This window comes from Pseudomonas izuensis, assembly GCF_009861505.1.
Classification (GTDB): domain Bacteria; phylum Pseudomonadota; class Gammaproteobacteria; order Pseudomonadales; family Pseudomonadaceae; genus Aquipseudomonas; species Aquipseudomonas izuensis.
Map to the genome: position 1 here is coordinate 45745 of NZ_WTFT01000047.1, position 22839 is coordinate 68583.

The following is a 22839-nucleotide window of genomic DNA, read 5'->3' on the forward strand; positions in this document are numbered from 1 at the left end:
CCAGCGAAGGCGGCCTTGAGCCTTGCATCGCCCATGCGGACGCCTTCGCCGGCAAGCCGGCTCCTACAGGTGTTGCGTCAGCTGCTTTCAGCGCATGAACAAGCCGCCATTGATGTCCAGGCACGCGCCCGTGACGGAGGTGGCGTTTTCGGCGATCAGTAGCAAGACGCTGTCGGCTATGTACGACGGATCACCGAGGGTTCCGGCCGGGATCATTTTCAGGATCTGTTCCAGACGCTCCGGGGCCACGGTTTCGCGTACCACCGGCAAGTCCAGCGGGCCGGGCGAGATGCTGTTGACCGTCACGCCTTGCGACGCCAGCTCACGGGCGAACACCTTGGTCAAGGTCGCCACGCCGCCCTTGGCCGCTGCGTAGTGCGCACCGGTGGCGGTGCCGCCGTTCTGCCCGGCCAGGGACGCGATGTTGACGATGCGGCCGAAACCTCGCTCGGCGAAGTGCGCGCCGAACACCTGGCAGGCGACGAAGGTACCGCGCAGGTTGATCGCCATCGATTCGTCGAACTCTTCGGGCGTGATGTCCATCAGCGCCGCGACTTTCGACACGCCGGCGTTGTTCACCAGAATGTCGGTGCCGCCCCAGTGCGCGGCGAGCAGGTCGCGGGCACGCTGGAAGTCGGCCTTGCTGCGCACATCCAGCTCAATGGCGACCGCAGTCGCGCCACTGCCATCCAGCTCAGCGGCCAGCTGCCGTACACCTTCGAGACGCACATCGGCCAGGCCGACGCGATAACCCGCCGCGTGCAGACGACGGGCGATGCATTCGCCCAGCCCGCGCGAGGCACCCGTTACAAGGGCTACTCGACTCATGATGTTGCCCTCACAGCAGGAAGCCGAGCGCGCTCAGGCTGTCGGTGGAGTTGATCAGGCGCACCACTTTGCGCTCCAGGGTCGGCACGCCGTCGGTGAAGCGGATGCGGTGGTTCAGGTCGGCCACGAACGGCGTGTGCACGCCGCGCTTGTAGGCGTACAGCAACTGCGCCGAGTTGACTTCGACGATGTCGCCCGCCGCTTCCACCAGGCGGAAACGCGAGACGCTGCGAATGGTCTTCGCCGCGTCCACCGCCGACGGCGAGTAGCCGGCGGTCAGGCGTTCGATGCGCAGGTCACGCATGCGTGCGTCGTCGTAGGCGTAGTTCAGCGTCGCCTCGAAGTCTTCGGTGTCCGGGTCGATCGGCACGATGTACTTGCCGCTTTCGCTCCACAAGGTCGCCCACTCGGCGTAGTTCTTGTGGTCGAGCAGTTCGGCTTCGCGCCAGATGAATTCGATGGCCTGGGCCAACGGACCGGAAAAACCGTTCAGGGTGTCTTGATTGCTCATTGGCTCATCATCCTTTTCCACATGTCGTAGGCTCCGCGCATGCCGCCCTCGTCGGTGGCGTGGCTGACCTTGTCGCCGTTTTCAGCGGTGATTTCGCGGTTCAGGCCGCGGTTGACCAGGATTGGCGCGTCGACGCCGGCGTACGAGCCGCGCTGCACGCGGTCCCAGGCTTCGGCATCGTCGGGGCTGCCGAAACCGAACGGGCCCTGGAAGTGTTCGTGGATACGCATGCGTTCGCGGTTGGCGATTTCCGGGCCGCCGTCCATGCCCAGGGCAACGTGGCGGATCTCGGTTTCGGTGACCGACACCGGACGCAGCACGCGGAAGAACGACATCGACATGGCCACGTTGGGGAACAGGTTCAGGTTGAACCCGGCGCCGTGCAGCGAACGCACGATGCGGCGCACCTGTGCAGGTTCCATGGTCTTCGACAGTTCTTCGGTGACGTGGGCGAAACGCTCTTGCAGTTGCTCGGTGCCATCGTCGTGATCCAGATCGACGTGCTCCGGCACCATCACCATCACGCTGTGGCCATTGCCCAACGAGTGGGTCACGGCTTGCTCGTCGGTCATGAACGAGAGCATTTCCGAGGTCTCTTCATCCACCGAGGACATGAACGACTTGTGCACGATCGGGAAGTGATAACCGTCGGTGGTGTTTTCCAGCTGGATCTTCCAGTTGCCCTTGAAGCTGAACTTGTGTTCGCCCTGGGTCTTGATCGGATAACCGGCGCCCTGCTTCATGAACAGGTCCATCCAGTGTTTGGCGCCGCCGAGGAAGTCTTCCAGCGGCTCGATCTCGTCGTTGTAGCTGGCGAAGATCATGCCGGCGTAGCTTTCGACCCGCAGGCTGGTGAGTGGCAGCTCGGATTTCTCCAGGATGCCTTCATAACCGTCCGGGTATGGCAGTGCGCGCAGTTTGCCGTCCAGGCCGTAAGACCAGCTGTGGTACGGGCAGGTGAAACCGGTGGCGTTGCCCTTGTGCTTCTCGCACACGGTGGCGCCACGGTGGCGGCAACGGTTTTCCAGAACGTTGATGTTGTTCTTCTTGTCCCGCACGACGATCACCGGGCGACGGCCGATCATCGCGGTCTTGAAGTCACCGCTGTTGCGCACTTCGCTTTCGTGGGCGACCCACACCCAAGTGCGGTAGAAAATCTTGTCCAGCTCGGCTTCGAACAGCGCCGGGTCGTTGTACAGCGAGACGTCGACACGGTCGTGCTGGACCAGCTCTTCAGGGCTTTTCGACGTTGCGATCAGCCGGTATTCATGAGTGCTCATGCGGTTCTCCTCATGGCTTTTTTTATGATTGAGTTGAGGCTTGCAGCTGCGCACCAAAGGCGCAGACCACTTCGTCCTGACCTTTACGGCCGACGATTTGCAGGCCGACTTTCAGCCCGCCGCAATCGAGTTCCACCGGCACCGTCAGCGCCGGATGGCCGCTGAGGTTGAAAGGCCGTACCAGCGGAGTCATGCCGGCCACGGCCTTGCTACCAGCGCGGGCTTCGCTCAGGGTTGGCGGCAGGCTCGGCAGCGTCGGCAGCAATAGCACCGCGAACTCTTCCAGCGCTGCATCCACTTGCTGGGTGAAACGGATGCGCACGGCTTCGGCCTGGGCCAGTTCTTCACGGGTGGTGCGACTGGCCGCCAGCAGGCGGGTTTCCACGTCGGCACCAATCAGGCCTTGGCCAGTGAGGTGACCGAACGCGGCCCAGTTTTCGAAATTGATCACGGTCAGCCCGGCAGTGAAGGCGGCTTCGAATTCGCTCAGGTGCAGATTGCTGCGACGCCAGCCAGCACGGTCGGCGGCAGCACCGAGGCTGGCTTGCAAATGCGCATCGCAGGCCACGTCGAGAAAGCCGACCTTGGCGCCGTCACCGGGCAGGCCCTGCACGGTGAAGCCTGGGCAAATCACCTGCATGGCGGCGATCAGATCGTCCATGGTTCTGGCGAACGGGCCGATGCAATCGAGGCTGGATTCCAATGGATGCGCGCCAATGCGACTGACCCGGCCATAGGTGGGCTTGAGCCCGGCAATGCCGCAGCACGCCGCCGGCACCCGTACCGAACCACCGGTGTCGGTGCCGATGGCGATCTCCGCCAGGCCTGCGGCCACCGCCGACGCCGAACCGCTGGAAGAACCGCCCGGCACCCGGTCAGGGGCTTGCGGGTTAACCGGCGTGCCGGTCCAGTCGTTGATGCCGGTGACGCCAAAGGCCAGCTCATGCAGGTTGGTCTTGCCGACGATCTGCCAGCCTGCGTTGAGTATCGCGTCCACCACCTCGGCGTTTTTTGTTGCTGCAGGGGCATCGGCGAAAGCGCGGCTGCCGGAACGGGTCGGGTAGCCCGCGATGTCGATGGAGTCCTTGATGGCAACACGTTTGCCGTTGCCGCCGAGGAGAAATTCGCTGATGAAAGTGCTCATGCAGTCAGCTCCTGCTTTGATAAATGAGAGCTGAACAAGCGCTGCGTGCGGAAATGCGCGATCAGCCAGGTGCCGTCGACACAGCGAAAATCGATGTTCAGACGGGTGCCGAACAGTTCGCTGCGTTGATCCGCGTAGGTGGAGATCTGCTGCATGATCCACTGCCCCTGCGCTGTCTCGCCGTCGACCAGGATCGACTCGCTGGTGAGGTAATGCAGGTTCAGCTGGAAGTGATCCGAAGGCGGCAGATAACCGCCGACGAAAGCGGCCACGGCCTCGCGTCCACGGTGTTGACCGAAGGTCTGCGCGGTCTCGCGACCCACGCCTTCCCAGATCGCATCGGCGCAGAACAGCTCGGCCAGTTCGCTGACGTGAGTCGGCGCCCTTGGCACATCGCACAGGTCCATGTAGCGCGCCATCAGGCGACGCACTGCACTCTCCCCTTCGAGCGTCGCCAGACGCTGGAGCAAGGCCTCGTTCATGGCTTACACCTTGGCCGCGTCTGGAATGGTCAGCGGGCGGCCGATGCGCGCTTCGACCTTGGCGTAGCGCCACAGGCTGTATTCGTTCACCGGTGTGGTGCGGAACAGGTTGCAGGCGTCGATCACCGATTGGTGGCAATCGACGTCAGCCATGATGTACACGGTCCAGGGCGAGGTGGTGGACGGGCCGACCATCAGGCGGTCGTCATCCATCGCGCCGAGCACGGTGATGCCAGGCATCGCGCCGAGGTCGGCCATCATTTTGCTGAAGCCCTTCCACACGCTCAGGCCTTCGCCGGTGGGCAGGTCGAAAAAGTTCTGGGTGATGCCGATGCAGAAGACGACGCGCAGTGGTTCTTGGGTGGCTTGCGACATGAAATGGATACCTTGAAAAAGTGAGAAAAAACTCAGATGTAGCCTGGGAACGGCGGCACGCCGAGGAACACGGAACCTGCGCCGTCGTACAGCCCTTCGCTGAGGAAGGCGTGCTGGGTCACCACCATCGAGTCGCGCAGGTAGCGTTGCAGCGGGTGACGCAGGTAGATGGCCGTGGTGCCGGCCAGGCTGTAGGCGCTCTGCACCACAGCGGCACCGGCCTGGGACACATGGATCGCCGACAGGCGCAGCAGACTGGTTTGCTCCGGCATCACCGGGTTGCCCGCCAGGATCGAGTTCCACACCTGTTCGGTGGTGTTGTAGAAAAATCCGCGCGCGGCGCTGAGCTTCGCCTCAGCCTTGGCGATCTCGATGCGGACGTAGGCGCGGTCGGACAACTTCGGCGCACCGGTGATGCCACCGCCGTTGGCCATGCGGCTGACTTCGTCGAGGGCGGCGCGGGCCAGGCCGAGGTTGACCACGGCCAGCACTTGCGCGGCGTAGGCAATCGATGGGTAACGGAACAGTGGCTCGTCGATGGTCGCGGCACCGCCACGGATGAAGGTCCAGCGCTCATCGATATGTTTGTTGGTCACGCGCAGGTCATGGCTGCCAGTGCCCTTGAGGCCGACCACGTCCCAGTTCTCGACAATCTCGACCTGATCCGGGCGGAACACCGCAGTGCGAGGCTTGCCACCCGCCGCACCGATGCCGACACCGAGCAAGTCAGCGCCTTTGCAGCCGCTGGCGAATTTCCAGGTGCCGTTGACCTGCCAGCCACCCTCGACGGCTTCGGCCGGTTGCAACGGGAACAGGCCACCGGCGAATACCAGATCGGGGCTGTCGGCGTAGATTTCAGCCAGGGTTTCTGGTGGCAAAGCGGCGAGATAGACACCGGCACTGCCGAAACTGGCGACCCAGCCGGCGGAACCGTCGGCTTCGGAGATGCGCTCGATCATCTGCAGGAACTTCGCAGGTGCCAAGGCGTCGCCGCCGTAGCATTTCGGCGTGGCGGCGCGGTAGATGCCCACCTGCTTGAAGCGCTCGATCATGTCCCGTGGCACGTGGGAGACGCTATCGAACTCATCGCGACGTTGGCGCACTTCATCCAGCACGTGCTGGAATGCCTGGCTGTCGACGACAGGCTCGTCAACGCCGACCGGGGCGTCTTGTTGCGCAACCGCTGAACGCAGCATGGGCTTTCTCCGTTTTGCTTATTGTTAGTGGGGTGACACCGCGTTGCTGTTTCTGATCTGTGGGAGCAAGGCTTGCCCGCGATGGCGGTATCAAGGACGCCATCGCGAGCAAGCTTTGCTCCCACAAGGGATCAGCGGCGTGGCTACCCTTGCATTGGGGCCCAGTGTAAAAACCGCACCCCGGCGCAACTATTGGTGCGTGCAGCCCCCCGGCTAAAGAAAACCCCTAGGCCGCCCCCGGTTACCTCTGAGCGCATCCCCGGGCGCGAGCCGGTATAAAACGCCATACTTGCGGTTTCACCGCTCACTCCCCCCTGCCGCCAAGGGCTGCGCGATGTACTTGCCTAAACAGAACGACTTTTTCACCCTGATCGAAGCCATGCCGCTGTGCATCATTCTTCACGATGCCCATAGCAAGGAGATCCTCTGGGCCAACGCCGCCGCGCTGTCGGCACTGGGGTTTACCCTCGAAGAACTGACGCCGCTCAAAGCCCCGGACATGACCCGCGATGCGCCGAAATACCGGCGTTCGGTGGGTTTGCGCTGGCTGGAAGGCGCCGCGCGCACGGGCCAGCGTGCCATCGAGTGGTGCTACCGCTCCAAGCAAGGGGTGGAAATTCTTTCTGAGGCGGTCGCGACGCTGGTGCACCTGGAAGGTCGCGATGTGTTGATGGTGCAGTTCCGCGACATCTCCAGGGAGGACAAGGTCAAGCGCGACCTCAAGCGCTTCGAAAGCCGGCTCAAGGCGTTCATGCAGGACCTGGCCGAAGGTGTTGCGGTATTGGGTCCGGAGGGTGAAATACGGTTTATCAGCGACTCCGGCGCGCATCTGCTCAACAGCGATGTGCACAAGCTGATCGGCAAGAATTTTCTCGGCTGGTGCGACGACGCTTCACACCAGCGCCTGCTTGCGCAACTGTCCAACGAGACGCCCGAGCACCTGCCGTTCAGCGTGCACTACAAAGTGCAGCGGCGTGATGGCGAGTGGCGCTGGCATGACGCCACGTGCCGATTCATCGAAATCGAAGATGACCTGATTGGCCACTTGTTACTGTTTCGCGACGTCACCGAGCAGGTGCAAGCCGAAGAGGCACGGCGGGTCAGCGAACAAAAAATCGAATACCTGGCGCGCTACAACGCCATGGGCGAAATGGCCGTGGCCATTGCTCACGAACTCAGTCAGCCGTTGGCCGCTACCCGCAATTTCATCGAAGGCGCGTTGATTCGCCTGGGTAACGCGGCCGATTCCGATCAAGGCGTCGCCTGGGGCTTGCAGAACGCGGTCCGACAGATCGAGCACGCCTCGGTGATCATCAAGAGCGTGCGCGATTACGTGGTCAAGCTGGAGCAGAGCGAAGAGCTGATCGACCTCAATGAATTGCTGCGCGAAACCCGATATTTCATCAGCCTGCGGGCCGATCCGAGCCTGATACGGGTCGAAATCGTTGCGTCACCCGAGCCGCTGCGGGTGAGCTGTGAGAAGGTGTTGATCGGCCAGGTGATCCTCAACCTGGCCTTCAATGCGATCGAAGAAATGGCTGACCTGCCCCTCGAACGCCGCGTGCTGCGCATCCAGGCCAGCGCTGAAAACGGCGTGGCGCTGGTGCGTATCGAGGATCGTGGGCGTGGGATCCAGGCCGAAGCGCAGGAGAAACTGTTCGATGGTTTCTTCTCGTCCAAGGTCAGCGGCAATGGCATTGGCCTGGCGTTGTGCAAGAACATCATTGGCCGGCATCGGGGCGATATCTGGGCGCAGAACCTGGAGCCGTGTGGTGCCGTTTTCAGCTTCTCCCTTCCCCTCGCCTGACACTCCCCCTGTAGGAGCCGGCTTGCTGGCGAAGGCGGATTATCAGGCGCTGCATTATTGACTGGACAGCCGTCTTCGCCAGCAAGCCGGCTCCTACAAGGTTCGCGTACTCACTTCAATCAGGTCGCCTTCACGGGCAGCCTCGCGCCTGCAAATCAGGGTTGTGGCAGTGATTTCCTGACACTGGCACAGATACACAAACACTTGGCAGGCAGGGCAATTCCCGAGTTGGACGGGCGAGGCACTATTCACTGGTCAGAATCTGCCCACTCACCCGCGATCCGCGTTACCAACAATTCAGGAAGTTCCCCTTATGCGAACAAACAGGATCTCCGTACAGTCAGTGCTAGGCCTGAGCCTGCTTGTACTCGGCTTGAACAGTGCCCGTGCGGACCTGCCCGCCGACACTATCGGCCAGACTACCTTGGCATTCCCCGCTGAACCGCATCGGACATTCGTCGTCGATGTCGAGTTCGACAGTTTCGTCGCCGGTCGCATCACCGTGGTCGACCCTGACCAGAAACGCGTTCTGGGCATGGTGCCGACCGGCTTTGCCGCGCCTTCGGCCCTGAGCCATGACAAAAAGACCATCTACGCCGCCGACATCTGGTATTCCCGTGGCACCCGCGGCACTCGCACCGATGTGCTGACCGCCTGGGACAGCTCGACCCTGTCGCCGGCCTGGGAAGTGCTGATTCCGAACAAGCGCGCCGAGTCGCTGACCCAGCGCTACGGCCTGAAGACCAGCGGGGATGACCGTTTTGTCTACGTCTACAACTTCACCCCGTCCACTTCGGTGACTGTGGTCGATACCCAGTCCAAAGCCGTTGCCACGGAAATCGCGATTCCCGGTTGCGTGCTCAACTACCCGATCGGCAAGCGCAAGTTCGCCTCGCTGTGCGGCGACGGCAGCCTGCAAGTGGTGACCCTTAACGACGAAGGCAAGGAAACCGCGCGCAGCCGCACGCCGTTCTTCGACCCGAACGCGGAAAAACTGGTGGAGCGTGCGGTCAACGTCGGCGACACCTACTACTTCACCACCACTACCGGCACCGTGCGCGCCGTGGATTTCAGCGGCGATGCGCCGAAGATCCTGCCGAGCTGGTCGCTGGTCACCGACGAAGAGAAGAAGGCCGGTTGGGCACCGGGCGGCTGGCAGCTGATGGCCGTTGCGCCGAAGCTGAACCGCTTGTACGTGCTGATGCATGACGCTCACGAAGCGATGAAGTGGGAAGACCCAAGCACCTTGATCTGGGCCTTCGATCTGAAGACCGGCAAGAAAATCGCCACCCTGGAAGCCCCGGCCCCGATCTGGAGCATGCAGGCTACCGGCGACGACAAACCATTGCTGCTGGGTGCTGACGTCGAGGGCGGTTTGCAGATCTTCGATCTCAAGACCAACCAGCACACCGGCGCCATGGCCAAGGTCGCGAAAACCGCGACTCAAGTCATGAGCTACTAAACGAGATTCGGCCATGCAATCAGATCCGATCTTCATCATTGCCAGCGCCATCGCCATCGCGGTGCTGCTGGCCAGTGCCGCGACCCACAAGGTCCGGGCACCGGCTCGCTTTCGCAAACAGCTTGGCGACTATCAGTTGCTGCCCGAAGCGCTGGTGCGCCCGGTCGCACGGCTGATTCCCCTGCTGGAACTGGCCATCGCCTTCGCCCTGCTGGTGCCGGTCAGCCGGCATTGGGCGGCGTTGAGCGCCGCCAGCCTGTTGGCGCTGTATGGCGCCGCCATCGGCATCAACCTGTGGCGAGGTCGTCGCGACATCGACTGTGGCTGTGCAGGTCCCGACCAGGCGCAACCGCTGCGCCCGGTCCTGCTGCTGCGCAACAGCACGCTGGTGGCGCTGGCGCTGGTGGCCAGCGTGGCACCGGCTGCCCGCGACATGAGTGCGTTCGATGCCTTCGTGACCCTGGCCTCCGCCGCCGTCACATTGCTCATTTACGCCGCGGCCGATGGCCTGCTGGCGAACTCCCCTCTTCTGCTCAAATTGATTGGTAGGTAATCAAAATGGAAGGCTTGATAGTTTCCAATGTTCTGCTCTGGGTATTGCTGGTGGCCGTGGCGTTCGTCGTCATGGGCCTGGTGCGTCAGATTGGCGTGCTTCATGGTCGCCTCGCCCCGGCCGGCGCACTGATGATGGACAAAGGCGTGGCTGTCAACGAAGCCGCACCGCAAGTGACCGCTGCCGATCGTAATGGCCGCCCGGTGAACTTCGGCTATGCCGGTGAAAAATCGCAACTGCTGTTCTTCCTCTCGCCGACCTGCCCGATCTGCAAGTCCTTGCTGCCAGCGATCAAGTCGATCGCCAAGGAACAGGCCAGCACCCTTGACGTGGTGTTCGTCAGCGATGGCGACATGGACGCCCAGCAAGCGCTGATCCGCGAACACAAACTGGAAGACGCCACCTACGTGGTCGGTCCGGAAGTGGGCATGACCTACCAGATCGGCAAGCTGCCGTACGCCGCGCTGATCGACAAGTCCGGCACCCTGCGCGCCAAAGGCCTGGTGAACTCCCGCGAGCACCTGGATAGCCTGTTTGAAGTGGAACACCTCAAGCACGCCACTTTGCAGCAGTACCTCAACGCTCAGCCTCAAGAGCATAACCCTCACAACCATGACCACAGCCACGGCCATAGCCACTGATAAGGCAGGGAGACCTACATGAAACTGCTGGATCTGTTGTTCGAGCGCTCCTCGCGCCGTGTTGCCGACACGACTTCGCGCCGCAAACTGCTGGCACGCATGGGCTCGTTGATCGTTGCCGGTGCCGCTCTTCCCGTGCTGCTGCCGCTGGACCGTACCAGCAAGGCGCTGGCCGCCACTGACCCGAAAGCCGGCGACCCAGGCGATCCGAACAGCTGCGACTACTGGCGCTACTGCTCCATCGACGGCTTTCTGTGCAGCTGCTGCGGCGGTTCGGTGACCTCCTGCCCACCGGGCACCGAGGCCTCGCAAGTGACCTGGATCGGCACCTGCCGCAACCCGGCCGACGGCAAGGACTACATCATTTCGTACAACGACTGCTGCGGTAAACAAAGCTGCGCCCAGTGCGCCTGCACCCGTAACGACAGTGAAGAACCGGCCTACCGCCCGTTCAACAACAACGATGTGAACTGGTGCCTGGCCGCCAAATCGCACATCTACCACTGCACCGTTTCGATCATTCGTGGTGTGGCGGTTTAACGCGCATTACCGCCGGTTGCCCACGCAATCGGTGGTTTTCCCTGTAGGAGCGAGCCCTGCTCGCGATGGACGTCAACGATAACGCTGGCAGCCTGGCACCCCGCGGTGTCCTGTCGTCCATCGCGAGCAGGGCTCGCTCCTACAGGTTTTACGTCACAACAATAAGAGGGGTTGTCATGCGTCATTTGCTAATCCTCGGCCTGGCCTGCCTTCTCATCACCCCGCAGGTGTATGCCCGGGCCATCCCCAACCCGAACCAGCACCACGCACCGGGAAACGAATCGCCGCAAACACCCATCGCCCAGGCCAATTACAGCGTGGGGGTGAATTACCAGTTGCAATGCGCCGGCTGTCATTTGGGTGACGGCACGGGTTCGGCCGCCAATGACACGCCGCGGATGAAGGGCTTTGTCGGCAACTTCCTGAAAGTCCCCGGCGGTCGCGAATTCCTCGTGCGCGTGCCGGGCATGTCGCAATCGGCGCTGAACAACGCTCAGCTGGCGGACTTGCTCAACTGGCTGATGCGCGAAGACGGCATGGCGGGTGCGAGCATGCCCGAGCATTACCAGCCTTACACCGCCGAAGAAATCACGGCATTGCGTGCCACCACCATGCTCAACCTGCCCGGCACCCGCGCCGGGTTGATCAAGGAAATGCGTGCGCAAGGCATCGCCATCGACGACGGCATGAACTACTGAGCGGCCGTCAGCCTGAGTTGGCGATACGCGTGCACCAGTTGTTCAAGGCTGAAGGCGCGATTTCGTCCGCTCGGGTTGGGCAGGACCCATACGGCGGCATTGCCGAAGGTTTTTTCCTGTAGCCCCCACGCCACTTCTCGCTGCCCCGAGAGCGCCGAGTACGCCGCCTTGCCGAGAAACGCCACGCAGCGTGGCGCATAACGGGCGATCTTGCGTTCGAAATCCCCCGCCGCCGCGATGAATTCATGCTGTGATAGCTGATCGGCCCGCGCCGTCGGTCGCTCGACCACGGCGGTCAAGCCACAGTGATATTGCAGAATCGTCCGGTCATTTTCCGGACACAGCTCGATGGGCGTAAAGCCGGCCAGATGCAAGGTGCGCCAGAAGCGATTGCCGCGCCCGGCAAAATGGTGACCCTGGGCGGCGGCCATCACCCCCGGATTGATGCCACAAAAAATCACCGCCAGCCGTTCGGCCAGAATGTCTTCGAGTCCTTCGCTCACATCGACCTCAGCCGCCGCAGATCACGTTGACGGCATTGCGCGCGAGCTCGCTCAGTTCTTCACGCGGTTTGCCTGCCCGTGCACGGATCGAAATGCTGTGCAGCAGCGATGAGGCGAGTACAGCCAGCGCCGCCACATCGGCATCGCCTTTCAACTCACCGGATTCGCTGGCTGTTCGCAGGCGCACTTCCAGATCGGCGTCGAGCCGGCTGAGCCGGTCTGACAGCACCTCGCGTATCTCAGGGTCTTCGACCGCCTCGGTGGTCGCCGTGCCGATGGCGAAGCAGCCACGCGGCTGGCCTTCGCCAGAGAAGTAGATCGACAACTGCCCCTCATACAAACGTATCAATGCTTCGCGCAATGGCAGGTCGTTATCCATCAGCGCGGCCTGCATATCAGCGGCGGCGATCTCCCAGTACTGCTCGAGCGCCTTGATGTACAGCGCATGTTTGTCGCCGAAAGCGGCGTAGAGGCTGGGGCGATTCATGCCCGCAGCGGTGGCGATGCTGTCCAGGGACGCGCCGGAATAGCCGGTGCTCCAGAACACATCGAGCGCTTGCAGCAGCGCGGTTTGCGGGTCGTAGGCGCGGGGCCGTCCGCGGCCTTTGCCCTCTGTAGCTTTATTTTGTGCCATGTCGTACAAAATCCTTGTGGAAGGGTGGGTACGGGGATATTCTTACACCATCGCACAAAATTAAGGAACCAGAAGTTCCTGAATTTCACGTTTGTTGAAGCGAAGCTCGAACCGGGTATTGCGGCGACGAAACACGCGAGGCGGAGCAACCCTCCTCACCGCGCACGGGTTTGCTTTCTCACAGCAATTATTCGTTTTGAGGTGTATTCGTCATGACCAAACAGTTCGACATCCCGGCATCGCAGACTTTCGAGCAGCCCGAGCGGATCAAGAAGCCGTTCAAGGAAAAACTGCGCCCATGGCTGGTGTTCGGCGTGCCTGCCCTCGCCGCCATTATCGGCTACACCAAATACGTGGCGGGCGAACCCTTCGTCACCACCGACAACGCCTACGCCCGGGTGGCCAAAGCCTCTATCAACGCCAGGATTTCCGGGCAGGTCGTGGACATTGCGGTCGAGGACAATCAAAAGGTACACAAGGGCGATGTGCTGTTTCGCATCGACCCCAAGCCGTTGCAGATCGCCATTGACCGCGCCCAGGCCCAGCTCAGCGTCGCGCGGCTGCGCATCGATGGCCTCAAGGCCAGCTACCGCCAGCAACAGGCGGAATTGCAATCGGCCAAAGAGTCCGCCGACTTCGATCAAAAGGAATTCGGACGCAAAAAAGCACTGGTGGCGACCGAGTTCGTGTCCCGTGCCATTTACGAGCGCTCGGAAACCGACATGAAGATTTCCCGGCAGCGCATCGCCTCGATCGAACAACAGATCGCCAGCACCGTAGTGGCCTTGAACGGCAACCCGAACATCGAAGCCGACAGCCACCCGACGGTGCGCGAGGCCAAGGCGCAGCTGGACGAGGCGCAGTTGTACCTCTCCTACGCCACGGTTTATGCACCGGCCGACGGCATCGTCGCCAAAGTCGACGATTTGCAGGTGGGCAACTACCTCAATAACGGCGCACCCGCCTTTGCACTGATTTCCGATCACGAAATCTGGGTCGAAGCCAATTTCCGCGAAACCCAGGTCACGCACATGCGTGCGGGCCAGGAAGCGACCATCAGCATCGACACCTACCCGGATCGCGTGTTCAAGGCCCATATCACCAGCATGAGCCCCGGTGCCGGCTCGGACTTCTCCCTGCTACCGCCGGAAAACGCCACCGGCAACTGGGTGAAAGTGGTCCAGCGGGTACCTGTGCGTCTCGAACTGGATGACATGGACCCTGCCCTGCCGCTGTTCTCAGGCACCAGCGCCACGGTCAAGGTCGATACCGGCCACCGCACGCCGTGGTGGAGCCCGCTCAAATCGCTGTTGACCGCAGGTAACTAGTGATGAACGCCAATACGACTCCAGATACAGGTGCCGCAGGCTCGCTCAGGTTCGCCGTTCTGTTGGCGACCTGGATGCAGTCGGCCAACCTGCCGTTGCCGAACGCGGTACTGCGGTTGATTCAAGGCTCGCTGTCGATGACCGACGACCAGGCCGGATGGATTTTCACCGCGTACCTGGCGGCGAGCGCCATCACGCTGCCGATTGCCCAGTGGCTTGCCGCGCGCTTTGGCTTGAAGCGGGTTTATCAAGCTGCATTGGCTTTCTTCATGCTGGGCCTGGTGCTGGCCACGGTGTCCACGACGCCGCTGGAGTTCATCGGTGCCCGCATCATTCAAGGCCTGGCCGCCGGTGTGTTGGGGCCGCTGTCGATGGGGATTGCCCTGGAGACACTGGCACCGGAAAAACGCATGAAATTCGGCGTCACCCTGACAGCAGCGGTGCTGCTGGGCATTGCCACCGGCCCGGCCATCGGTGGCTGGATCGCCGAGCATTTCGACTGGCGGCCGATCTTCTACATCAGCCTGCCGCTGTCGGCCTACATCTTCATGGTGATTGCGCTGCTGCTGGCCGAGAAGAAAGCCGACAAGGCGCCGACCTACGACTTCTTTGGCTTCACCAGTTTCACAGTGGCGATGATCAGCCTGCAAATGCTGCTCGACCGTGGCGAACGCATGGACTGGTTCGACTCGCCGGAAATCTGGATCGAAGCGCTGGCCTGTGGACTGGGGCTGTATCTGTTCTTGGTCCACGTAATGACCCGAAACGTGCATTTCTTCAACAAGAGCCTGCTGCGCGATCGCAACTACGTGCTGTCGACGCTGATCTTCTTCGCCATCGGTTTCGTGCTGCTGTCGACCATGGCCCTGACCTCGCCGATGCTCGATGAAATCCTCGGCTACCCACCTGACACCACCGGCGCCCTGACCCTGCCGCGTGGCGCGGGCATGGTGGGCGCGTTCCTGCTGACGATGCGTCTGCCGGAGCGTTTCGACCGCCGGTTGTTCGTGGCCATTGGCGTCGCCCTGGTGATCTATGCCAACTGGCTGATGCTCGGTTACTCACCGTTGATGGACTGGCCGCCGGTGGCGATTGCCGGCGCGCTCCAGGGGTTCGGTATCGGCATGTCGATGGCGGCGCTGGCCAAGGTAGCGTTCAGCACCCTGGCCCCCGCTCTGCGCCCTGAAGCCACGGGGCTTTACAACCTGCTGCGTGCCTACGGCAGCACCCTGGGCGTGGCGATTGTGCAGATCTACTTCTTCAACAACACCCAGGCGATGCATCAGGCGTTGGGCGCCAACATCACACCCTATCGCGCCGCTACGTCGATGTCCTTGCCGGCCCTGGAGGGGATCAACCATTTGATCACCCACCAGGCCGCGTTCATCGCGGTGATCGACCAGTTCAAGATTCTGATGGTGGCGATGCTCGTCGTGAGCCCGCTGGTTCTCTTCCTTCGCAAACCCGCTGCGACTAACTAGCTTCGTGGAGTGTGCCAAATGAAATCCAGTCATCTGTTCCAAACGCCATTCCCCGCCAAGCTCAGTGCCCTGTCGGTGTTTGTGTTCCTCGCTGCCTGTACCGTCGGCCCGGACTTCAAAACCCCTGCCGACAGCGCGTCGCAGCACTATGACCAACAGGCCGAGCAACGCCTTGGCCAAAGCGGCGAGCAGCACATCCAGTTCGGCAAGCACATCACCGGCCAGTGGTGGTCGGCGTTTCGTTCGCCCAAGCTCGATCAGGTCGTGCGCCGCGCCATCGACGGCAACCTCGAACTGGTCGCCGCCGACGCCACCATCCGCCAGGCGTCCTCCTCCGTGGCCGCAGCCGAAGGCGCGCTGTATCCGCAGGTCGATTTCGGCGCAGCGGCCGGTCGTCAGCGAACGCACAACGCCAAGGACCCTGCGATCAACAACTTCTATGCGATCGGGCCACGGGTCGGTTTCGACCTGGATGTGTTCGGCGGCAACAAACGCCAGGTCGAAGAACAGCAAGCCTTTACCGATCTGCAAAAACGCCGTTACGACGCGGCGTACCTGAAGCTGACCAGCGATGTGGCCAGCCAGGCATTGCTGGTGGCGTCGGCCAATGCGCAGATACAGGCCGTGGACAAACTGCTGGCCAACGACAGCAAAAACCTCGAACTGGTGCGCGCCGCGCATATCAATGGCACCACCACGCAGATCGACGTGTCGCTGGCCGAAACGCGACTGGCCCAGGACCGCACCCTATTGCCGCCACTGGCCCAGCAGCGCGATGCAGCGAGCCATGCGCTGTCGATCCTGACCGGCAAAGGTCCGGCGGACTGGATTCCCCCGCCGTTCGACTTGGCCGACTTCACCTTGCCGGCGAATGTGCCGGTGAGCTTGCCTTCAGAAATGGCGCACTCCCGGCCGGACGTGCAGCAAGCCGAGGCCGAGCTGCATATCGCCAGCGCCGCCGTGGGCGTGGCAACCGCCAATCTCTATCCAAAGGTGACGCTGTCGGCGTCGCTGGTCCAGGCCGCTTCCGGCAATGGCGGCGCGGCACTCTGGGGCTTCGCGGCGGGGATCACCGGGCCAATCTTCAACGGCGGCACGCTCAAGGCTGAACGCCAGGCTGCCGTAGAGGGTTACAACGCAACGCTGGCCGGGTACCAGCAGACCGTTATCAGCTCGTTCGGCCAGGTCGCCGACACATTGCAGGCCATCAACCATGACGCCGAGGAATTCCGTGCGCAGGAAGACGCGTTGCGCGCGGCCGAGACCAGTTCACGCCTGAACCAGCAGGCTTACGCCCAGGGCGAAAACAGCATCCTTCAGGTGCTGGAAGCGGAACGGGCTTATCAGCAGGCGTTGCTGGGCTACATCCGGGTGAAGACCTCACGGTATCTCGACACGGTGCAGTTGTTCGTGGCGTTGGGCGGGAATTCGGTCGGAGTGTTCGATCAACAAGTGGCCAGTCGCGAAACACGCAACCCATTGTAGGAGCGAGCCTGCTCGCGATGAACTCGAGAGCGCCGCGTTCTTTCAGAGAACCCGCGTCATCGTTGACGACCATCGCGAGCAGAGCTCGCTCCTACAGGTATCTTTTTGAACCTGAGTGGAATCCAGACATGTCCTACGAACCGATCTTTGATGAACTTGCCGATACCCGATTTACGCTAAACAACGGTGCGGGACCGATGCCCGCCGTTGGGTTCGGCACTTTGTTCAAGGACCTCAGCGTCACCACACAGGCGGTCACCCACGCACTGCAAAACGGCTTCCGTCATTTCGATTGTGCCGAGCGTTTTCGCAACGAAGAACAGGTTGGCATTGCCCTGCACGCGTTTATCGAAGCGGGCAAGGCACGGCGCGAAGAGGTGTTCATCACCACCAAACTGTGGAACACCAACCATCGTCCGGAGCGGGTGTTGCCAGCCTTCGAGGCCAGTTGCCGACGCCTCCAGGTGGATTACATCGATTGCTACCTGATCCACACTCCGTTCGCCTTTCAACCCGGAGACGATCTGTACCCCCGGGACGTGTTCGGCCATGTCCTCTATGACTCGGGCGTGACGTTGATCGAAACCTGGCGTGCACTCGAAGGCCTGGTGGATGAAGGCCGCTGCCGGTCCATCGGCTTGTCCGACATCACTCTTGAGGCGCTGAAAGACATCGTGGCCGTGGCGCGGATCAAACCTGCCGTGGTGCAAATCGAATCCCACCCTTACCTGCCGGAATGGGAACTGCTCGAATTTTGCCGGGAGCATGGGATCATCGTCGTGGCCTTTGCCCCTCTCGGGCATGGCCTGGAACCGAACGTGCTGGAAGAACCGGTGATTACCGGCATCGCCCGACGCTTGCAAAAGACCCCTGCACAAGTCGCCCTGGCCTGGTCGGTGCAACGCGGCGTGGCGTTCCTGACCACCTCGGCCACCCTGAGCCACATTCAGCAAAACCGGGACATATCCACCCTGCCCCATCGCGCCATGCAGGAGATCCGCCAGGACATCAGCACGCGGGTGCGCTTCAACTCGGTGGTTGAAACCGGTGTCCCCGTATTCATTCCCCAGCAAAAGTGATACCTGACACCGGAGCGGCTCTTTACACAGCCGCTCTTTTTTTGGCCTGGCGAATCATTGTGCCGGCCAACCCCTTATAATTTTTGACTGACCCACTGAGGTGACACCGATGGATGTTTTCCAGACCATGCGTTTTTTCATGGCGGTCGCCCAGAGCGGCAGCTTCACGGCCGCAGCCGATCTGCTGGACACCTCCACGACCAACGTGTCCAAAGCCGTGTCGAGCCTGGAGAGCAGGCTGCAGACACGCCTGATCAACCGCACAACCCGACGCCTGGCCTTGACCGAGGCGGGTGTACGCTATTTGCAGCGTTGCGAGAGAATTCTGGAGGAGGTGCGCGAAGCGGAAGAGGAAGCAGGCACGGCACAGGTCAACCCTGTTGGCCGCTTGAAGATTCATGCAATGTCAGCCATCGGCAATCATTACGTGATCGATGCCATCGCCCGTTACCGCGAGACGCATCCCTCGGTCTTGTTCGATTTGACCCTGACCAATCGGCTGCCCGACCTGCTGGAGGAAGGCTATGACGTGTCGATCGTGTTGGCGCGCGACCTGCCCGACTCGGGATTCGTCGCCCAGCGGCTCGGCATCACCTACAGCATTCTCTGTGCTTCGCCCACCTATCTTGAGAAACGCGGAATACCCGACACGCCGGGCTCACTGGCTGCACATGATTGCCTGAGACTGGTGAACACGGTCATGCCGGCTGAACACTGGGTGTTCGAAGGGCCCGAAGGCATGGAGACCGTTAGCACCCCGGCATCGCCATTTCACGTCAATACCGCCGACGCCATGACCACTGCCATCAGCCGTGGCATGGGGATCGGGATTCAGCCACTCGCCTCTGCCGTTGCCGGCCTCAAGGCGGGAACGTTAGTGCGGGTACTGCCCGAGTATCATTTTGAAGAGCTGAATTTGTTTGCGATCTATCCGTCACGAAAATTCGTCGATGCAAAAATAAAAACCTGGGTGGAGTTTCTCAAGGACTACATTCCCGGGTTGCTGGCTGCCGATGAAAAAATTGCTCGTTCGTCATAAACCGTTCGGGATGGAGTGTCGACCCTCCACCGTCCGCACAGCCCTCAACCGTTCGAACATCCGCTGCCCAACACTTGATACTGCAGGACATGGCGTTGACCCCGAGAGTCTTCATAGGTCATTTGCGCCGGGACCGGCCCGCACTCGTTCGGTACATCGCTGACGGTAATGACCTTCTTGATGTCCAGGTTCGAGCCGTAGGTGTAGGTCTCGATCGGTGTCTTGTTGGTGGGTGCCTTGGCCTGGCTTTCTTCGGCAAAGGCTTGTGCGCCGATACAACTGAGCGCGAGAACAATCGCAATTTTTGAAATGTTCATGGTATTCACCGTCTCGTTGGAGTTTGGGCCTTGTGAACCGCTTGCGTAGGTTCATTCGGTAGAGACGATGCTAGGGGTTTGGATGGGCGCGAAACAGCGCCGGGCAGGACAAACACTGTTAACAAAATGCGCAGGAATGGGGTGAGCAGGTACGCTCCCCCCTGTAGGAGCGAGCCTGCTCGCGAAAAACGTCCGGACAACGCGGTCATTCAGTTGGCGCGAGTTATCGTTGACGTCCATCGCGAGCAGGCTCGCTCCTACAGCAGAGATGAACAGCAAGCTTATGCGGCGGTCAGCGAAGCCGTCTTGCCCATGCCAGATTCCGTATCACGACGCTCACCCTGCCCCGCCAATCCATCCAGCGCAGGCGTCCACGCCGGCACGCTCGGCATTTCCTTGCGCAAGCTATGAATCAGTGTGTACGACATCACCAGCAGCAACATGGCAATCGGCAACCCCGCCGCAATGCTCGCCATCTGAATGGCTTTCAACCCGCCGGCCAACAACAGCCCCGCCGCAATAGCCCCCTCCAGAATGCACCACAGCAACCTGATCCAGTTCGGCGGATTGGTGCTGCCCAATGCACACAAGGTGCACAACACCTGGGTTCCGGCGTCCGCCGTGGTGACAAAGTGCACACCAAGCAGGACGCAGACCAGAATCGAGAGTGCGGCGCCAATGGCTGTGCCATCGAGCGATTGCAGCAACGTGAACATGGCAGCGGTGGTTTCTTTCTTGGTGGCGAGAAGTACCGTGCCGCCTTCGAACTTCGGCTGCTCTTGAGTCACGCCTTGAGTCGCGACGGAAGCCTGGTAAGCCTGTCGGTCAAGTTGTTCATTCTTCAGCGCCGCGCCACCGAATACGGACATCCACAGGATGGTCACCAGGGTCGGCACCACCAGCGCCCCGATCACCAGTTCGCGGATGGTGCGGCCCTTGGAGATGCGCGCAATGAACAACCCCACGAAAGGCCCCCAGGTCATCCACCACGGCCAGTAGAACGCGGTCCACCAGTTTTGCCATTCGGTGTCTTTCTGCGTGTCCATCCAGAAACTCAGGCCGACGATGTTTTGCACATAGTCGCCGGTGGACTCAAACATCAGATTGAGAATGTAGCGAGTCGGACCAATGGCAAGTACCGCCAACATCAATATGAAGGACAAATACATATTGAGGGTGGAGATACGCTTCATGCCTTTCGACAGTCCGGCAAGTAGCGAGATACAGGCCACAACACTGACAAACAGAATAATCGACAACTGCAACCCGACACTCACCGGAATACCGAATACTTGATGTAACCCGGTGTTGATCTGAACAACACCCAGCCCCAAAGACTGGGAAACACCGAAGGCGGTAATAACAACACCCATGATGTCGACAACATGCCCGATCCATCCATAAATACGGTCGCCAATCAACGGATACAACAGCGAGCGCAGTGCCAGCGGCAAGCCTTTACGGTAGGCAAAATAAGCGAGGCTCAGGCCGATCATGGAGAAAATCGCCCACGGATGCAGACCCCAGTGGAACAGCGTGATACGCATGGCCAGGGTGGCGGACTCATCCGTCAAACCCTTGGAGAACGGGTTGTCGGCGTAATGCAGCATGGGTTCGGCCACCGACCAGAAAATCAGGCCGATGCCCATCCCGGCACTGAACAGCATCGCAATCCATGAGGCGAAACTGAACTCGGGCCGGTCATGTTCGGCGCCCAGTTTAAGATTGCCGAAACGGCTGATGGAGATATAAAGCAGTACACCAAGTACACCGCTGATCAGGGCGATGTAATACCACTTGAAGTTATGCAGGATAAACACCGAAGCCATTTGAAAGGCCTTGGATGCCTGTTCATCTTTGAAGGCACAAAACAGAACAAAGGTGACCACCGCTAATATGGAAGCGACTGTCACATTCGGATTCAAGCCTTTCAACATGCCGGATTGCGCACGCATTGTTTTCCCCTTTTGTTTTTGTTTAAGGGTGTAGTTACTGTTCCGCAGGATGTTTGCCGCCGGGTATCGAATGACACCAGAGCGCTTTATCCGCAGGTTATTCCGGACTATCTCGGTTTTGGCAGCATCGCCAAGATGATTGAAACCTGACCACCGCTCAAACCATTTTTAGTCACCGACTCATGAGAAAAACGCATTAATAAAACCACCTGCAACCCTGTAGGAGCGAGCTTGCTCGCGAAAAACGCCCGGACAACGCGGTCCTACAGACAGCCCTCGTTATCGTTAACGACCATCGCGAGCAAGCTCGCTCCTACAGCTGGCCATCCCGTTGGGTGTCACCGGGTGATGAAGCGGCGCATCCTTTTGCAGGTGCTTGCCGGTGATTTTTTTCTGACCCACGAACAGCGCAAGCATCAGTGCGCTGCCGGCGTAGAAAAAGTAGAAACTCGGGGCCCCGAGATATTCCATCAGCGCACCCGCGATCAACGGCCCGATACAGGCGCCGACGCCGAAGGTGATCAACAGCATGCCGGAGAGCGATACGCGCAACGGCGGTTCCATGTTGTCATTGGCCAGTGCCACCCCTAACGGATAAAGGCAGAACTGCAGGAAGCCGATGCCCGCGCCAAACCACAGCAAGGTGGCAAACGAAGGGGCTTGATCGAACGCCAGCGGCAGGCTGACGACGATCAGCAACACTGCCACGGCGCGGATCAGGCTGGCGCGGGGCAAGCGATCCGAGAGCCAGCCCAATGGCAACTGCGCCAGCAACCCGGCACCGATGGTCAATGCCATGAACTGACCGACCTGCGCCGTGCCCAGCCCTTGCTTGCTGGCATAGATTGCGGCCAGCCCGTAGAAGCTTCCGTTGATCATCCCGGACACCAGAATGGTCACCAGCGACTGCGGAATCCGCCGCAGAAACAATCGCAGGTCAATGGATGCCGCCGGCACCGCCGTGGGGTGCGCGCTTCGGGTCAGCGCCACCGGCACCGAACAGAGGGCGAACACCATGGCCACCGCGAGCAGCGCACCGATGCCCAACCCTTCATCGAGACTCAAGGCCAGTTGACCGAGCATCATGCCGACGTAACTGGCAACCATGTACAACGCCAGGACACCGCCGCGCTGTTCAGTCCTGGCCCGGTCGTTGAGCCAGCTCTCGATCACCATCAACTGGCACATCATCGCCATCCCGACCAACGCCCGCAGCACCAGCCACAACGGCAGCGACGTGCTGAACTCATGGGCCAATACCGCCGCGGCAATGATTCCGGCGCAGGCTGCATAGGTTCGAATGTGCCCAACCTGCGCGATCAGGCTGCGCCCCGCCCCCCCGCCCCACACCCCTCCCCGGGGAATAGGGGCCCTCAACCCACCGCCCGCCGGCTTTGCCGCCGCCGGACAACTTTGGCGGGGGGGCGGCCAGGGGGTCATGCCGGTGGGCTGCCGTGCGCGGAGCAATCGGTCGCGCTAGAGTGGTGGGCGCGGCGACGGG

The 22839-nt window shown here is 61.2% G+C and carries 23 protein-coding genes; 11 read left to right on the forward strand and 12 right to left on the reverse strand.

The genetic code is table 11. The annotated features are described in order from the left end of the window. Window positions 1-87 precede the first annotated feature (87 nt). The 7 genes from GPL81_RS28315 to GPL81_RS28345 are packed head-to-tail and all read right to left on the reverse strand — an operon-like array spanning window position 88 to window position 5816. On the reverse strand, window positions 88-828 hold the full coding sequence (locus GPL81_RS28315; protein WP_160109399.1) for an SDR family NAD(P)-dependent oxidoreductase: 741 nt from the start codon (window positions 826-828) through the stop codon (window positions 88-90). 10 nt (window positions 829-838) lie between these two features. Next, window positions 839-1339, reverse strand: coding sequence for an aromatic-ring-hydroxylating dioxygenase subunit beta (locus GPL81_RS28320; protein ID WP_160109400.1), 501 nt, complete (start codon window positions 1337-1339; stop codon window positions 839-841). Beyond that, a complete protein-coding gene (locus GPL81_RS28325) occupies window positions 1336-2619 on the reverse strand; it encodes an aromatic ring-hydroxylating oxygenase subunit alpha (RefSeq protein WP_160109401.1) in 1284 nt (427 codons plus the stop codon). Before GPL81_RS28325 ends, GPL81_RS28320 begins: the two co-directional genes overlap by 4 nt. 22 nt (window positions 2620-2641) lie before the next feature. Further along, window positions 2642-3763: an amidase gene (locus GPL81_RS28330; protein WP_160109402.1), complete on the reverse strand. Its 1122-nt coding sequence runs from the start codon at window positions 3761-3763 to the stop codon at window positions 2642-2644. Next, window positions 3760-4245, reverse strand: a complete 486-nt coding sequence (locus GPL81_RS28335; protein WP_160109403.1) for a nuclear transport factor 2 family protein — start codon at window positions 4243-4245, stop codon at window positions 3760-3762. Before GPL81_RS28335 ends, GPL81_RS28330 begins: the two co-directional genes overlap by 4 nt. Window positions 4246-4248: 3 nt before the next feature. Further along, window positions 4249-4620 (reverse strand): hypothetical protein, encoded by a 372-nt coding sequence (locus tag GPL81_RS28340; protein ID WP_160109404.1) that lies wholly within the window; start codon window positions 4618-4620, stop codon window positions 4249-4251. A gap of 32 nt (window positions 4621-4652) precedes the next feature. Beyond that, window positions 4653-5816: an acyl-CoA dehydrogenase family protein gene (locus GPL81_RS28345; RefSeq protein WP_160109405.1), complete on the reverse strand. Its 1164-nt coding sequence runs from the start codon at window positions 5814-5816 to the stop codon at window positions 4653-4655. 334 nt (window positions 5817-6150) lie between these two features. On the opposite strand from GPL81_RS28345, the gene GPL81_RS28350 reads away from it, so the two are divergent. The 6 genes from GPL81_RS28350 (at window position 6151) to GPL81_RS28375 (ending at window position 11517) form a co-directional block, all read left to right on the forward strand. Beyond that, window positions 6151-7623, forward strand: coding sequence for a sensor histidine kinase (locus GPL81_RS28350; RefSeq protein ID WP_160109406.1), 1473 nt, complete (start codon window positions 6151-6153; stop codon window positions 7621-7623). Between the two features lie 313 nt (window positions 7624-7936). After that, window positions 7937-9085, forward strand: coding sequence for an amine dehydrogenase large subunit (locus tag GPL81_RS28355; RefSeq protein ID WP_160109407.1), 1149 nt, complete (start codon window positions 7937-7939; stop codon window positions 9083-9085). Between the two features lie 13 nt (window positions 9086-9098). Then, on the forward strand, window positions 9099-9638 hold the full coding sequence (locus GPL81_RS28360; protein WP_160109408.1) for a MauE/DoxX family redox-associated membrane protein: 540 nt from the start codon (window positions 9099-9101) through the stop codon (window positions 9636-9638). Window positions 9639-9643: 5 nt separating this feature from the next. After that, window positions 9644-10279, forward strand: coding sequence for a methylamine dehydrogenase accessory protein MauD (mauD, locus tag GPL81_RS28365; RefSeq protein WP_160109409.1), 636 nt, complete (start codon window positions 9644-9646; stop codon window positions 10277-10279). Window positions 10280-10297: 18 nt separating this feature from the next. Further along, window positions 10298-10819 (forward strand): methylamine dehydrogenase light chain, encoded by a 522-nt coding sequence (locus tag GPL81_RS28370; protein ID WP_008062110.1) that lies wholly within the window; start codon window positions 10298-10300, stop codon window positions 10817-10819. A 176-nt stretch (window positions 10820-10995) separates the two neighbouring features. Next, complete coding sequence (locus GPL81_RS28375; protein WP_160109410.1) at window positions 10996-11517, forward strand: cytochrome C; 522 nt, start codon at window positions 10996-10998, stop codon at window positions 11515-11517. On the opposite strand, the gene mug is transcribed toward GPL81_RS28375, so the two are convergent. Together mug and GPL81_RS28385 are read right to left on the reverse strand one after the other, a co-directional pair. Then, window positions 11511-12020 (reverse strand): G/U mismatch-specific DNA glycosylase, encoded by a 510-nt coding sequence (gene mug, locus GPL81_RS28380; RefSeq protein WP_160109411.1) that lies wholly within the window; start codon window positions 12018-12020, stop codon window positions 11511-11513. The genes GPL81_RS28375 and mug overlap by 7 nt on opposite strands. A 7-nt stretch (window positions 12021-12027) precedes the next feature. Next, window positions 12028-12654, reverse strand: coding sequence for a TetR/AcrR family transcriptional regulator (locus GPL81_RS28385; RefSeq protein WP_160109412.1), 627 nt, complete (start codon window positions 12652-12654; stop codon window positions 12028-12030). Between the two features lie 212 nt (window positions 12655-12866). On the opposite strand from GPL81_RS28385, the gene GPL81_RS28390 reads away from it, so the two are divergent. The 5 genes from GPL81_RS28390 to GPL81_RS28410 all read left to right on the forward strand — a co-directional run bounded on the left by GPL81_RS28390 (window position 12867) and on the right by GPL81_RS28410 (window position 19066). Then, window positions 12867-13982 (forward strand): HlyD family secretion protein, encoded by a 1116-nt coding sequence (locus tag GPL81_RS28390; RefSeq protein WP_160109413.1) that lies wholly within the window; start codon window positions 12867-12869, stop codon window positions 13980-13982. 2 nt (window positions 13983-13984) lie between these two features. Then, window positions 13985-15463 (forward strand): DHA2 family efflux MFS transporter permease subunit, encoded by a 1479-nt coding sequence (locus GPL81_RS28395; RefSeq protein ID WP_160109414.1) that lies wholly within the window; start codon window positions 13985-13987, stop codon window positions 15461-15463. 18 nt (window positions 15464-15481) lie between these two features. Continuing rightward, entirely contained in the window at window positions 15482-16948 is a 1467-nt protein-coding gene (locus tag GPL81_RS28400) for an efflux transporter outer membrane subunit (protein ID WP_160109415.1), read from the forward strand. Window positions 16949-17076: 128 nt separating this feature from the next. After that, window positions 17077-18027, forward strand: a complete 951-nt coding sequence (locus GPL81_RS28405) for an aldo/keto reductase (RefSeq protein ID WP_160109416.1) — start codon at window positions 17077-17079, stop codon at window positions 18025-18027. Window positions 18028-18136: 109 nt separating this feature from the next. Further along, complete coding sequence (locus tag GPL81_RS28410) at window positions 18137-19066, forward strand: LysR family transcriptional regulator (protein ID WP_160109417.1); 930 nt, start codon at window positions 18137-18139, stop codon at window positions 19064-19066. A 44-nt stretch (window positions 19067-19110) separates the two neighbouring features. On the opposite strand, the gene GPL81_RS28415 is transcribed toward GPL81_RS28410, so the two are convergent. The 3 genes from GPL81_RS28415 to GPL81_RS28425 all read right to left on the reverse strand — a co-directional run bounded on the left by GPL81_RS28415 (window position 19111) and on the right by GPL81_RS28425 (window position 22715). Continuing rightward, window positions 19111-19383, reverse strand: a complete 273-nt coding sequence (locus GPL81_RS28415; protein ID WP_177435561.1) for a DUF2790 domain-containing protein — start codon at window positions 19381-19383, stop codon at window positions 19111-19113. 281 nt (window positions 19384-19664) lie between these two features. Continuing rightward, window positions 19665-21338, reverse strand: a complete 1674-nt coding sequence (locus GPL81_RS28420) for a BCCT family transporter (RefSeq protein ID WP_160109418.1) — start codon at window positions 21336-21338, stop codon at window positions 19665-19667. A 285-nt stretch (window positions 21339-21623) separates the two neighbouring features. Then, window positions 21624-22715, reverse strand: a complete 1092-nt coding sequence (locus tag GPL81_RS28425) for an MFS transporter (protein ID WP_246218996.1) — start codon at window positions 22713-22715, stop codon at window positions 21624-21626. Window positions 22716-22839: the final 124 nt, after the last annotated feature.